General features: G+C 67.4%; 9 protein-coding genes and 4 tRNA genes. 5 read left to right on the plus strand and 8 right to left on the minus strand.

Annotated elements, in window-relative coordinates; genetic code table 11:
* Window positions 1-137: 137 nt before the first annotated feature.
* Window positions 138-1,763, plus strand: coding sequence for a (2,3-dihydroxybenzoyl)adenylate synthase (locus ACWEWT_RS24810; protein ID WP_452562375.1), 1,626 nt, complete (start codon window positions 138-140; stop codon window positions 1,761-1,763).
* Window positions 1,764-1,790: 27 nt separating this feature from the next.
* Here the strand turns inward: ACWEWT_RS24810 and ACWEWT_RS24815 are convergent, their stop codons facing one another.
* On the minus strand, window positions 1,791-3,122 hold the full coding sequence (locus tag ACWEWT_RS24815; RefSeq protein ID WP_452562376.1) for a salicylate synthase: 1,332 nt from the start codon (window positions 3,120-3,122) through the stop codon (window positions 1,791-1,793).
* Window positions 3,123-3,357: 235 nt separating this feature from the next.
* Here ACWEWT_RS24815 and ACWEWT_RS24820 point away from each other — a divergent pair, with 235 nt between their 5' ends.
* Both ACWEWT_RS24820 and ACWEWT_RS24825 read left to right on the plus strand, forming a co-directional pair.
* Window positions 3,358-5,838, plus strand: a complete 2,481-nt coding sequence (locus tag ACWEWT_RS24820) for a glycerol-3-phosphate 1-O-acyltransferase (RefSeq protein ID WP_452562378.1) — start codon at window positions 3,358-3,360, stop codon at window positions 5,836-5,838.
* The gene (locus tag ACWEWT_RS24825; protein WP_452562379.1) at window positions 5,835-7,283 is read left to right on the plus strand and encodes a 1-acylglycerol-3-phosphate O-acyltransferase; all 1,449 of its coding nucleotides are present in this window, start codon (window positions 5,835-5,837) and stop codon (window positions 7,281-7,283) included. Before ACWEWT_RS24820 ends, ACWEWT_RS24825 begins: the two co-directional genes overlap by 4 nt.
* 28 nt (window positions 7,284-7,311) lie before the next feature.
* Here the strand turns inward: ACWEWT_RS24825 and ACWEWT_RS24830 are convergent, their stop codons facing one another.
* The 6 genes from ACWEWT_RS24830 to ACWEWT_RS24855 form a co-directional block, all read right to left on the minus strand.
* Window positions 7,312-8,031 (minus strand): polyprenol monophosphomannose synthase, encoded by a 720-nt coding sequence (locus ACWEWT_RS24830; protein WP_452562381.1) that lies wholly within the window; start codon window positions 8,029-8,031, stop codon window positions 7,312-7,314.
* 161 nt (window positions 8,032-8,192) lie between these two features.
* On the minus strand, window positions 8,193-8,375 hold the full coding sequence (locus ACWEWT_RS24835) for a hypothetical protein (protein ID WP_452562382.1): 183 nt from the start codon (window positions 8,373-8,375) through the stop codon (window positions 8,193-8,195).
* Window positions 8,376-8,448: 73 nt separating this feature from the next.
* A tRNA-Phe gene (locus ACWEWT_RS24840) sits at window positions 8,449-8,522 on the minus strand.
* Window positions 8,523-8,577: 55 nt separating this feature from the next.
* Window positions 8,578-8,654, minus strand: a tRNA-Asp gene (locus tag ACWEWT_RS24845).
* A gap of 27 nt (window positions 8,655-8,681) precedes the next feature.
* Window positions 8,682-8,757: transfer RNA gene (locus ACWEWT_RS24850), tRNA-Glu, on the minus strand.
* Between the two features lie 94 nt (window positions 8,758-8,851).
* On the minus strand, window positions 8,852-9,517 hold the full coding sequence (locus tag ACWEWT_RS24855; protein ID WP_452562384.1) for a TetR family transcriptional regulator: 666 nt from the start codon (window positions 9,515-9,517) through the stop codon (window positions 8,852-8,854).
* Between the two features lie 875 nt (window positions 9,518-10,392).
* Between ACWEWT_RS24855 and ACWEWT_RS24860 the strand changes: the two genes are divergently transcribed.
* Both ACWEWT_RS24860 and ACWEWT_RS24865 read left to right on the plus strand, forming a co-directional pair.
* Window positions 10,393-10,465, plus strand: a tRNA-Lys gene (locus ACWEWT_RS24860).
* A gap of 476 nt (window positions 10,466-10,941) precedes the next feature.
* Window positions 10,942-11,910 (plus strand): acyl-ACP desaturase, encoded by a 969-nt coding sequence (locus ACWEWT_RS24865; RefSeq protein ID WP_452562386.1) that lies wholly within the window; start codon window positions 10,942-10,944, stop codon window positions 11,908-11,910.
* A 233-nt stretch (window positions 11,911-12,143) separates the two neighbouring features.
* Here ACWEWT_RS24865 and ACWEWT_RS24870 read toward each other — a convergent pair whose 3' ends face one another.
* A complete protein-coding gene (locus ACWEWT_RS24870) occupies window positions 12,144-12,773 on the minus strand; it encodes a hypothetical protein (protein WP_452562388.1) in 630 nt (209 codons plus the stop codon).
* Between the last annotated feature and the right edge of the window lie 125 nt (window positions 12,774-12,898).

A 12,898-nucleotide genomic window follows, 5' to 3' on the forward strand; every position in this document is an offset into this window, starting at 1 on the left:
GAACCGGGCCTCGCTCAGCGGCCGGTCAGCGCCGGGACCTGCGAGAGAACAGCCCGGCCTTCCCAAAAGATATAGGGTTGCCTAACCTATTACTGGACCGGGAACGCGCCGCACACGCTTTCGAGTCCCTTTTTCCTATGAGGCATATCGTGACTTCCACCGCCGCCGGCACCCACCGTGACGGCTATGTCCCCTTTCCCACAGATCTGGCCGAGACCTACCGTGCCGCCGGTTACTGGACCGGCAGAACCGTGGGCGATCTGCTCCGCGATACCGCCCACCGCAGCCCGGAGCATCCGGCGCTGCTCGGCGACCGGCCGCTGAACTATGCCGAATTCGACGCCGAGGCCGACCGGATGGCCTACGGATTCCTGGCTCTCGGTATCGCGCCGGGAGATCGGGTGATCGTGCAACTGCTCAATACCCCCGATTTCGCGATCGCGCTGTTCGGATTGCTGCGCGCCGGCATCATTCCGGTACTGACCCTGCCCGCGCACCGGCGCGCCGAGATCGAGCATCTGGCCGGCCTCTCCGGCGCGGTCGCGTACCTGGTCGCGGATCGCCAGGGCGATTTCGACTACCGGGAACTGGCCGCCACCCTCCTGGGCACCGTCGAATCGCTGCGGCACGTGCTGGTCTCCGGCGAGCCCGGCGAATTCACCGAGTTGATGTCGATCGCCCGCGACCACGGGGCACTGCCCGCCGTCGATCCCGCCGATATCGCACTCATGCTGGTATCCGGCGGCACCACCGGGCTCCCGAAACTCATCGCCCGCACCCACGACGACTATGTCTACAACGCCACTGCCAGCGCGGCGGTATGCGAACTCGGCGACCGGGACGTCTACCTCGCCACCCTGCCCGCCGCGCACAATTTCCCACTGGCCTGCCCGGGCATTCTCGGCACGGTGGCGACCGGCGGTGCGCTGGCCTTCGCCGCCGACCCCAGCCCGGAGAGCGCGTTCGCGGTGATCGAACGCTTCGGCGTGACCGTGACCGCGGTGGTGCCACCGCTGGCGCAGCTGTGGTCGGCCGCCGTGGAATGGGAGGACGCCGATATCTCCTCGCTGCGGCTGCTACAGGTCGGTGGCGCGAAATTGGCCGAGGTGAACGCGCGCGAAGTGATGCCCGCGCTGAACGCGACCCTGCAGCAGGTATTCGGTATGGCCGAGGGGCTGCTGAACTTCACCAGGCTCGACGACGACCCGGATCTCATCTGCACCACGCAGGGCCGGCCGCTCTGCCCGGCCGACGAGATCAGAGTGGTCGACGAGGACGGCGCCGATATCGCGCCGGGCGCGGAGGGCGAACTGCTCACCCGCGGCCCCTACACCCTGCGCGGCTACTATCGCGCCCCCGAGCACAATGCTCGCGCTTTCACCCCCGACGGCTACTACCGCAGCGGTGATCTGGTGCGGCAACTGCCCAGCGGCCACCTGGTGGTCTCGGGACGGATCAAGGATGTGATCAACCGGGGCGGCGAGAACATCTCCTGCGACGAACTCGAGGAGCATCTACTCGCCCACCCGGCCGTCCGGCACGCGGCGGCGGTCGGCCTGCCCGATCCCGGCCTCGGCGAGAAGGTCTGCGCGGTGCTGGTCGTCACCGGGGATATGCCGGCCCTGGCCGAGATCAAAGAGTTCCTCACCGGGCGCGGCCTGGCCACCTACAAACTCCCGGATGTACTGCGCCGGGCGGATACCCTGCCACTGACCGCGGTGGGCAAGATCGACAAGAAGGCCCTCCGCGAAGAACCGAGCTAGACCGGAGGCGGCCGGGCCCGGCCGCCGCTACCGGGGCAGCGCGCCCTGTGCCTTCACCACATAGGGCGCCACACTGCCGAGCTTCTCGCAGGTCTCCTCGAACTCGCGAGCGGGCTGTGACTGCGCGACGATTCCGGCGCCCGCGCGCAACCACGCGCCCGCGTCGGTCTGGTATACCGCGCGCAGGACCAACGCGGCCTCCAGCGCGCCGGTCGGCGACACCCTCAGCACCGCACCGGAGTACAGACCGCGCGAACTGTCGTGCCGGAAGACCGAATCCACCCCGGGTCGCTTGGGGATACCGGACGCGGTCACCGAGGGGAAGACGGCGTCCAGCGCGTCCCAGGCCGTACGTCCGGCCGCGAGGCGCCCCCGCACCGTCGAGGCGAGATGCTGCACACTGCCGCGTTCGCGCACCGCCATGAAATCCGAGACCGATGTGGTCCCGGGTTCGGCGACGGTACCGACCTCCGCGAAACAGGTCTGTACGGAGAGTGCGTGTTCGACGATCTCCTTCGGATCGGTGACCAGTTCCGCCCGGGCCGCACTGTCGGTCTCGGCACCGAGGCCGAAGGCGCGGGTACCCGCGAGCGGTTCGGTACTGACCACCCGTTCGTCGTCCACCGAGAGCACCAGTTCCGGGCTGAACCCGGCCGCTTCGAGCCCGCCCAGGTTCAGCAGGAACGATCGCGCGGGCGTGTTGTGCGCCCGGCCGAGCCGGTAGGTGCCGGGGATATCCACCGGGAACGGCAGATCGACCTTCCGCGACAGGATGACCTTCTGGTACCGCCCGGAATCGATCTCCGCCACGGCCTCGGCGACGCGCTCCCGGTATCCGGAGTTGTCGATCCGCACATCCACCGGATACGGCTGCGGTAGCGCGCTGTCCCGGGAATGCGCGATGGTACCGGCGAGGGCGGCCGCCTCCGCGGCACCGGCACCGGTGATCCATACCGCGCCCGAGGTATCGATACGCACCTCCACGCGCGGAACCATGAGATGGACCAGCGGGGTACCCGGCTGCAGATACTCGGTGGCGCCCAGTGACCACGCGCAGAATTCGAATCCGATCCAGCCGTAGGCGTTACGCCCGGTCATCGGCAGCTCGGCGAGGACTCTGTTCATGACCGCGGCCGGGCTCCCGGCCCAGGGCCGGGTGGTGGTCTCGGCCGCCCAGGTGACCCGCAGTTCGTCGGCGTCGAGTTCGATCGTACCGATCGGGTCCGCGGCGAAGACCCACTCGCCGCCGCGTTCGTAGACCATATAGTCGCCGAAATGGTCCTCGGCGGCCAGGCGGGACATCGCTGCCGCCGGGTCGGTCACATACTCGGCGCGTGAACGCTCGTCCGTGGTCGACAACGATCCTCCAAGGCTAACCGGCCAGAACCAGAAAGTAAGGTTAGCATTACCTCTCCTTCCTGGGAGGTGCCGGAAACACCGGATACGCCCCAAACAACCCCAACGGCGCGAGAGCCGTCCATAGTGGTTGGCAGCGAGTAATTTCAACAGCCGACGAGATCGGGCTCTGCCGTGGAAGTCGCGCGGAGCCGCCCAGACGCGGGGCCCGTGCCCCTCGGAGCAGAGGATCCACACCATGATCGAGCACCGCGGCGGAGCCCCGGCCGCCTCCCACCTACCGCTGGAATCGGTGGTCGCGCTGGTGGATTCGGCCTCGGGCACCGAACGCGAACTGATCGGGCGGTGGATAGCCGACGGCGGACTCGCGGCCGAGCTGGGCGTGGACGCCCCGGTGACCCAGCTCGACCTGGACGCCGGCGCCATCGGCGACCGGCTCACCGGCCGCACCGACGATCCACTGGTGGTCCCGGTCCGCGTGCTGTGGCTCCCACCCGAGCGCGACGGCGTCCGGCGGGTGACCTTCGGCGACCTCGCGCTGCTCACCAATCCCCGCCACCCGAACCGGCTCGCCCAGCGGCGCCTGGTCGAGCGTTCCCCGGACCGGCATCTGGTACTCACCGGTAGTCCGGCCCGGCTCGGCGAGCTGCGCGCCAACAATCCCGAGGCGGCGGCACTGCACCGCGCCGGCACCGGCGAACCGTTCGCCCGCGCGGTGGTACGGGCCGCGGTGGTCGCACTCGAACGCGCCGAGCGCAACGTGATCGGCGACCGGTACAAGGTGCCCCGCCTGGTCGCCGAGGAGATCCTGGACTCCCCGGAATTCCTGCGCCGGCTCGAACTGCTCGCCGACGAATCCGGATCCGACCCGCAGGATGTGCACCGCCGGGCCGAGAAGGCACTCAACGAACTCGTCGCCGCCCAGAGCCGCACAGTCTCGGATCTGTTCACCCAGGCCATGCGCCCGGTGCACGCGTCGACCTGGAAGGTGGACTGCGACGAATCCGGGCTGACCGCGCTACGCGAGCTCAACCGACGCTATCCGCTGGTCTTCCTGCCCTCCCATCGGTCGTATGTGGACGCGTTCGTGCTGGGCGATGTGCTGGCACGCAACGATTTCCCACCCAACCACGTGGTCGGGGGCGCGAACCTGCGGTTCTGGCCGATGGGCCCGATCGCCCGGCGTACCGGCACGATCTTCATCCGGCGCAGCTTCGGCGGCGATACCGTCTACCAGGCGGTGGTCGAGGAGTACTTCGGCTATCTGATGGCACGACGGTTCAACCTGGAGTGGTACTTCGAGGGCGGCCGCACCCGGACCGGCAAACTGCGCCCACCCCGCTACGGCCTGCTCAACTACCTGGCCGCGGCCGTCCGGCAGGAACGGATCGCCGACGCGCTGCTGGTACCTGTGTCGATCACCTACGAGCGGCTCAACGAACTCGGTGCCATCGCCGCGGAACAGATGGGCGGCCGCAAGAAATCCGAAGGTCTGGCCTGGCTGGCCCGCTACGTCCGCAATCAGCAGCATTCGGCCGGGCACGTCTACGTCCGGTTCGGCGATCCGCTCTCGACGCGGGAACGCCTCGCCGCGCACGGTGATCCACTCGCCGCGCGGCCGGTCACCATCCCGCTGCACCGGACCGACCCGGCCGATCGAAACGAAGCACAACCGGTCGATCCGCGCGATTCGGTGGAGGAGAGCGAACGCCTGGCAGTGCAGCGGCTCGCGTTCGATGTGGCGGTGGGGATCAACTCGGTCACCCCGATCACCGTCAACGCCCTGGTAGCGCTGGCCCTGCTGGGCGTCCACCAGCGGGCGCTCACCCGGGCCGAGGTCTGCGAGGTCCTCGCCCCCGTCCTGGACTACATCGAACAACGCGACCTGCCACGCGGCGAGATCGCGAAACTGCGCGATGAGCAGAGCCTGGCCGTCGTGCTGGAGCAGTTGTCACTCGCGAATGTCGTCACGGTCTATCGCGGCGGGGTGGAACCGGTGTACTCGATCGAGGCGGGTGCCCATCTCGAAGCCGCGTTCTACCGCAACAGCGCGGTGCACTGGTTCGTCGATCGCGCCATCGTGGAGCTGGCTATCCTGGCAGCGGTGGAATCCGCGCCCGAGGATCCGGCCGGCGATGCCGTCGGACCGGATACCGATGCCCTGGGTATCGGCTGGGACGAGGCCTACCGGCTGCGGGATCTGCTGAAGTTCGAGTTCTTCTTCCCGGACCGGGCCGAATTCGCCGAGCGGATCACCGCGGAGATGCTGCTGGTGGACCCGGGGTGGCGATCCCGGTCCCGCGATACGCTCGGCAGCGAGATCCTGGCCGCGCTCACCGGCACCGGTTTCATGATGGCCCACCGGGTACTACGGTCGTTCTTCGACGCACAGCTGGTGGTGGCCGAACGGCTGGCCGCCCGAGACCCGTCCGCGCAGGTCGACCGCAAGGAACTGATCGACGAGTGCGTCGCCGTCGGCAGACAGATGCTGCTCCAGCAACGCCTGCACAGTACGGAATCGGTCTCCACCGAACTGTTCGGCAGCGCACTGAAACTCGCCGCGAACCGGGGGCTGCTCGAACCCGCCGACCCGGAATCGGCGGCGGATCTCGCCGAGCGGCGGCGCGAATTCGCCGAACGGCTGCGCACCATCGGTATCCGTATCTCACGCGCCGCCGCCCTCGACCCCTCCAACCTCCCGGCGGGACGGATCCGATGAGCGCCCGGGAAAACGGAGCCGAGGACACCCCGGCCGTGCTCCCCGCGGCCGCGACGATCGACGACACGGTCGCGGCCATCCGATCCGGGCCCCGCGGCGCCGGCATCGGAGCGGTGTTCGATCTGACGGCCCTGGCCGAACTCCGGTCGGCGCCGGTGCCGCGGTGGCGTGGGCCCGACCGCGACCTGACCGCCATCCTGTTCGATCAGTTACGCCACACCGGTACGAGTCCGGCTGCCGATATCCTCGAGCGCGCTGTACACCGTGCGGCCGGTCGATCCCCGGCGGAGCTGACCGCACTGGGCGAACGATTGTTCGAGCGCGGCTGGTACGACCGGGTGCGCCCCGAGCTGCTGCGCTTGGTCCAGGAGCATATCGCCGCCGGGCATACGGTGGTGCTGGCCGGGGATTCGGCCGAATTCCAGCTACGCCCCGCCGCCGCCGCTCTCGGTATCCCCCATGTGCTCGGCACCCGGCCCGCGGTGGCCGCCGACCGGCTGACCGGCCTGATCGAGGGCGAGGTGGTCCACGGTCCCGAGAAGGCCGCGGCGGTCTCGGAATTCGCGGCGGCCAACGCTTTCGACCTCGCTCTTTCCTACGTCTACAGCGGTAGTGCGAGCGACCTGCCGCTGCTGTCCCGCGCCGGGACACCGGTGCCGATCGCTCCCGACCCGGTCCTCGCGGCGACCGCCGCCGAGTACGGCTGGACCGCACCCGCCGTCGCCGCGCGGACCGCGCCGCGCCCCGCCGACTATCTGCGGACCCTGCTGGGCCTCTTCGCGCTGCTCGGTGGGGCGCTGTACGGCGTCCTGCGCAAGTCCTACACCCGCGACCGCCGGGCCATGGCCGATGCCCTCATGAGATACGGCACGGCCTGGCCGCTGCGGCTCTGCGGGATCCGGCTACGGGTCACGGGTGCCGAGAACGCCCGGGCACCGCGACCGGCGGTATTCCTGTTCAACCATCAGAGCCAGTTCGACGTACTCATCGTGCCCGCGGTGCTCGGCGGCAATGTCACCGGAATCGGTAAGAAGGAACTCATCCGGCATCCGATTTTCGGACCGCTGATGCGATTCGTCGGTGTCACCTTCATCGACCGTTCGAACACCGACCTGGCCAAGGCATCCCTGACCCCCGTGGTGGACACCCTGCGCGGCGGGCTCTCCGTCGCGATCGCCCCGGAAGGCACCCGCTCCTATACCGCGCAGCCGGGCAGGTTCAAGAAAGGCGCCTTCCACATGGCCGAGCAGGCGGGAGTGCCGGTGATCCCCGTGGTGATCCGCAATGCCGCCGATATCGGCAGACGCGATTCGATGATCGCGCGGCCGGGTGTGGTGGATGTAGCGATCCTGCCGCCGATCGAGATCGGCGCGGGCGAACTGGACGCGAAGGTCGCCGAGGTCCGGCAGCGCTATCTGGACACCCTGCGGGACTGGCCGCGGTAACCGGCGCGATCGGTCGAGGTGAACGCTGTCAGAGCGCGCGGCCCAGCAGCAGCTTCCACGGCATCAGCGCCGACTCCAGCTGGACCTTGAGGCTCATCTTGGAGGCTCCGAGGGTCCGCTCCTCGAAGCGGATGGGCACCTCGGCGATCTCGACGCCGTGGCGCTTCGCCCGATAGTTCATCTCGACCTGGAACGAATAGCCGTTGCTGCGGATCGTGCCGATATCGATGGCTCGCAGCGTATCGGCCTGCCAGGCCTTGAAACCGGCGGTGGCGTCCTTGATCCCGAGCTGGAGGATGGTGTTCACGTAGAAGTTGGCCCACGCGGACAGTGCCTTGCGGTACCACTTCCATTCCGCCGCGGTCGAACCGCCGGGTACATAACGGGAACCGAGCACCACACCCGTCCCGGGCCGGTTCAGTTCCTCCAGCATGGCGGGAATCACCTCGGCCGGATGGGACAGATCGGCGTCCATCTGGATCACCACATCCGCGCCCTCCTCCAGGGCGCGGGTGATCCCGGCGATATACGCCCGGCCCAGCCCGTCCTTCTCGGTCCGGTGCAGTACCGAGACCACGTTCGGCAGATCGGCGGCCAGTTTCTCCGCGACCTCGCCGGTGCCGTCCGGGGAGTTGTCGTCGACTACCAGTACGTGCAGGCCGGGCACGGGTAGCGCGGTCAGCCGCTCCACCGCAACCGGCAGATTGTCCCGCTCGTTGTAGGTCGGCACAACAACGGTAACCCTCAAGGGTCGCCCTCCCTGCTCACCTGGTCTCGCCCGGCAGCCGGTACAACCGGCCGCAAGCGTCGCTACGTATTACCCGTGAACGGTAGCCCAACCGCTCACCAGGGCACGCAGCGCACCGGTCATAGCGTCGCAGAGCGGGGCCGTGGGCAGTTTCCGGCCGATCAGTCGCCCTCGCGCCACACCCGGTCCGCCGCGTCCTGCGTGGCGTTGCGCTGATGCACGATCTGGAGCGCGCGTTCGGCCGTGGCCTGATCCGGATAGGGCCCCATACGGTCCCGGAACCAGCACTGGCGCCCACGTTCGACACGCTGATGCTTCAAGCAGTAGTACCACCGTTCGGCCATGCTCACAGCATTCCACTCGAACGGGGTCCGAAACAGAAAAACCCCCCGATCGCCGGGATCAGGGGGGTGATTGTGGCCAGGGCCGGGATCGAACCGGCGACCTTTCGCTTTTCAGGCGAACGCTCGTACCAACTGAGCTACCTGGCCGCAGGCACCCGGAACGAATGCCATCCGATGGAAGCCGGATTGCTCCGGCATCCACTGGCGACCCTGACGGGACTCGAACCCGCGACCTCCGCCGTGACAGGGCGGCGCGCTAACCAACTGCGCCACAGGGCCTTGCTGTGTGCCACCTACTCACATAGGTGGTACCCCCTACGGGATTCGAACCCGCGCTACCGCCTTGAAAGGGCGGCGTCCTAGGCCGCTAGACGAAGGGGGCTCGTCCCGGATTTCTCCGGACCGGCTTTCAACGGCTGTCCGTTGGGAGCTCGCATAGCTTATGACAGGGTGCACACAATTCCCAAATCTGCTGGTCAACCTGGCGAACCCAGCTCCTCCAGCCGCGCGCTCGCCCGCCACCCCGATCGGTCGAACTCCGCGGTCCAGGCCGGGGTACAGGTCGCCTGCACCAGCACTTCCAGCGATTCACGGAACCGCGTGCGCAGATCGGGATCGCCACCGCCGTGGGCGTCGGCCATATAACGCTGACCGATCAGCGCGCCGGCGAGGGTGCGGGTGAAACGGTCGGGGTCGGTATCCGGACGCAACTGCCCCTGTTCGATCGCCCCGACGGTCAGATCGCGGATGGCCGCGGAGAGCATCGGACAGCCGCCGTGGCCCCGCCGGTGGAAACCCGGGTCGATGACGAGCCGGAATTCGGCCTGCACGATGATGTCGTGTTCGAGCCGCAGGGCGAGCTCGTCGAAGACACCGTGCAAAATGTCGAGCGGCCCCAGGTCTGTACGCGCGAGCCAGCGCTCGATTGTGCTGCCGTACCGCTCTATCGCCGAATCGAGGACGGCCCGGGCCAGATCTTCCTTCGAATCGAAATGGAAGTACATGGCGCCCTTGGTCGCCCGCGATCCCTCCAGAATCCGGTTGAGCGAAGCCGCGGCATAGCCGCTCTTCCCGAACTCAACGGCGGCGGACCGGATAATTGCTGCCCGTGTCCGACGGGCCCGTTCTTGCTGCCGTGCCATGCTCGAAACGCCTCCGAAGCCTTGTGCAATCCCCGGGATTTCCACCCGCGGAACGCTCGCGACCGTTCATCCGCCTTTGCGGGGCGGGCAGGGTTCGCGAACTTATCCTGTTGTATGCCGACCATCGGTCGGTTTATTGACCTGTACCGAACCTTTGGTACGAAACCCAGCCCGCAGTGGAAACACACCGGCTGGTATAATTCGATGGCCCGGGTGCGCCGCAGGGGGTGCGCATCCGGGCATTCCGCCACGCTGTTCCTGGTCCCCCATCCGCCTCCCGCAGCGTCGAACCGAGTGACACTCCGAATTCGCTGATTCGTAACGGTACTCGGAATCTCGTACCGGCATGCGGTAAACCGATGCAGCGGGCTACCATTTCGACGCGCGGATTTCGCGAACGCGACACGATCGGCCGAAATCGAACGACCGAGCGAATCCTCCGGTAACGGAGGATGTTCCGTCACCCGGCCGATCCCCGGACCAGCACTCGGTCGGCCGCTCCGACCCCTCGGTGCATACCGTCTCGCCGGAGCGTGCCGATGGGCCCGAAACACCTCCCGAGACGAGCCCCCGGACCCCATATCTGCGAGAAATCTGCCTTTACCGATCCAAAGGCATTGGTATCCAACATATTTGGATCGTATCGTGCTACCCGTTGTATCAACAATGCCGCAGGTACCGTGATACAGAACCTATTGGTATGGTTTATGGCCCGCCGGAGCCATCCGGAACAGTCCGACCTCCCCGGACCCCCGCCGGCCCACCCGCGGTCTCCAGCCGTGGAGCCGGGGACGAGACCGGCCGGGTGACGGAAAGCACCAGCCCAACCACCCGATTACGAGAAATCCGGACGCTCCCATTACACTTGCGCCCGCGCCCCTATAGCTCAGTTGGTAGAGCTACGGACTTTTAATCCGCAGGTCCCAGGTTCGAGCCCTGGTGGGGGCACGACGAGGGCCCGGCCACCGGCCGGGCCCTCGATCTCTTCTCGGGGGTTCCGCTCCCTCCTCCTTCTCCTTCATCCTCTGTGAGTTCGCCCAGCCTCGGCCCGGCCGTGCTGTGACCCGAACCGGCTCGGGTGCCCCCGGCCGAGAACATCGCGGATCCGCCTTCCCACCCACGGGAGCCCGGCGGAGCGTGCTGATCAGCACAGAAACTCTCCGGCCGGGCGTACTCCGCGCCCTTCCGATGTGCCATTTCCCACGGCCGCTAACGCAATCGGGACACCGGGCGATACGCCCATGACTGCGGATCCGGCCATACACTCGGGTATGACCGCCCGTGCAGGGACACCTGCGCCAACGTGCACCTTTCTCGGCCGGATGCGTTTCGCATCACACCTACGGTGCCGTAAGGTAGGGCCGCATCGGCGACGGTCCACAACAGGTGACCCGCACGAACGCACATATGAAGGGCTTGATTACATGGCAAGGGATCTGACTCAACTCGAGCTGCTCACAGAGTTGGAGACGGTTGCCGAGCAGAACGTCAACCGGCACCTCTCCCTGGCAAAAGAGTGGCATCCGCACGACTACGTCCCGTGGGACGAGGGTCGCAACTTCGCCGCGCTAGGCGGACAGGACTGGGACCCCGACCAATCCAAGCTCAACGAGGTCGCCAAGGCGGCCATGATCACCAACCTGCTGACGGAGGACAATCTGCCCTCCTACCACCGCGAAATCGCCGAGAACTTCTCGCAGGACGGCGCCTGGGGCACCTGGGTCGGTCGCTGGACCGCCGAGGAGAACCGGCACGGCATCGCGATCCGCGATTACCTGGTGGTGACCCGCGGCGTCGACCCCGTCGCGCTGGAGCAGGCACGCATGGTGCATATGACCAACGGCTTCGCCTCGCCCGCCGAGGCCGACGCCGGCTTTCTGCATTCGGTGGCCTATGTGACATTCCAGGAACTGGCCACCCGGGTCTCACACCGTAATACCGGCAAAGTATGCGACGACGCCATCGCCGACCGGATGCTGCAGCGCATCGCGGCCGACGAGAACCTGCACATGATCTTCTATCGCAATATGTGCGGGGCGGCCCTGGATCTCTCCCCGGACCAGGCGCTCGATGCCATCACCCTCATTCTGGAGAATTTCCAGATGCCGGGTGCCGGGATGCCGAACTTCCGCCGCAACGGCGTGCTGATGGCCAAACACGGCATCTACGACCTGCGTCAGCATCTCGAAGAGGTCGTCCAGCCCGTGCTGAAGAAGTGGGACATATTCGGCCGCAACGACTTCACCGCGCGTGGTGAGGCGACCCGGGAACGTCTCGGCGATTTCCTGGAGAAACTGTCCAAGGACGTGGTGAAGTTCGAGGAGCAGCGCGACCGGATGCTCGCCCGCGAGGCGGCCAAGCGCGAGAAGGCCTTCGCCACCGCCAACAGCTGAGCTTCCGGCAGCCGATCAACACAACGACACAACGACGAGACCGCCGGAACCACCGGCGGTCTCGTCTGTTCCGGATGGGCAAACCATTCGCCGGCAGGCCCCGGTCCCGCTGCGGCAGAACGAACGAGCACAGCGACGATCACGTACAGCCGACCTCTCCGGATCGGCGGCCATCGACCGCTTACAGTGTGCCCCCACCCCGCGACGCCGAAGGCGGCGCCGATAAACACAGCTCACTTCATCGGCAGGGCGCCGTCCACACCGCCCACATCCGTGACCTGCCAGCCGGAGTTCTCGTCGATCGTCACCGTGTAGGTGACCGTGGTCTGCGTCCCGTCCGGATTCTGGGCATTGGTCGAGGTCACGTTCACGAAGACATTCACCTGATAGACCCCGTCCTGTTCGGACATGACCTTCGCCGCGATGGGGGTGGCCGTCGAGGTCCACTGCAGCGGCACCAGGATCTGCTCCAGTTTCGGCGCGGTGTCGTCGAACTTACCGGCCAGCTGCGGGCTGGTGTTCTGCTTCAGGGCCGCGATCCAGGCATCGAGATCCTTGAAGTTCACCGTGGCCGCGCCGACGGCGTAGTCGGTGGCCAGTTGTTCGGCTCGGCTGTCGGCGGCCGCGCGCTCGTCGCGATCGGCCAACTCGCCGCGCGCCGTGAAGTACAGCACGGCGAATACGATCGCCGCCACCGCGAGGACAGCGAGTACCGCGCCTCGGACGAGGCCGGCCACCGAGATCGAGACGGTGCCCGGGCGGGATGCGGCCGGCGCCGTTTTCCCGGGTGCGGTGACCGGGTCGCCGGCTGCGGCGGGAGACTTGTCCGGCTCGTGGACGGCGTCGTCGGTGTGCTCGGCCATGGTGATGTCGTCCTCTTTCGATTGCTCCCGATCCGGGGCGCTGCCCCGGCGGTGTGTCCAGCGGAAATCGGGCGTCCGGCGGTTCCGGCGTTCACGAGGCTAGCGCTCGGTCCGAACCGAACCGG

The sequence above is a fragment of the Nocardia sp. NPDC003963 genome (genome assembly GCF_053605105.1).

Excerpts from the sequence above, each read along its gene's own strand:
- ACWEWT_RS24820 (WP_452562378.1), top strand. The coding sequence starts at position 3,358 with ATGATCGAGCACCGCGGCGGAGCCCCGGCCGCCTCCCACCTACCGCTG.
- ACWEWT_RS24870 (WP_452562388.1), bottom strand. The coding sequence starts at position 12,773 with ATGGCCGAGCACACCGACGACGCCGTCCACGAGCCGGACAAGTCTCCC.
- ACWEWT_RS24810 (WP_452562375.1), top strand. The coding sequence starts at position 138 with ATGAGGCATATCGTGACTTCCACCGCCGCCGGCACCCACCGTGACGGC.
- ACWEWT_RS24855 (WP_452562384.1), bottom strand. The coding sequence starts at position 9,517 with ATGGCACGGCAGCAAGAACGGGCCCGTCGGACACGGGCAGCAATTATC.
- ACWEWT_RS24835 (WP_452562382.1), bottom strand. The coding sequence starts at position 8,375 with ATGGCCGAACGGTGGTACTACTGCTTGAAGCATCAGCGTGTCGAACGT.
- ACWEWT_RS24825 (WP_452562379.1), top strand. The coding sequence starts at position 5,835 with ATGAGCGCCCGGGAAAACGGAGCCGAGGACACCCCGGCCGTGCTCCCC.
- ACWEWT_RS24865 (WP_452562386.1), top strand. The coding sequence starts at position 10,942 with ATGGCAAGGGATCTGACTCAACTCGAGCTGCTCACAGAGTTGGAGACG.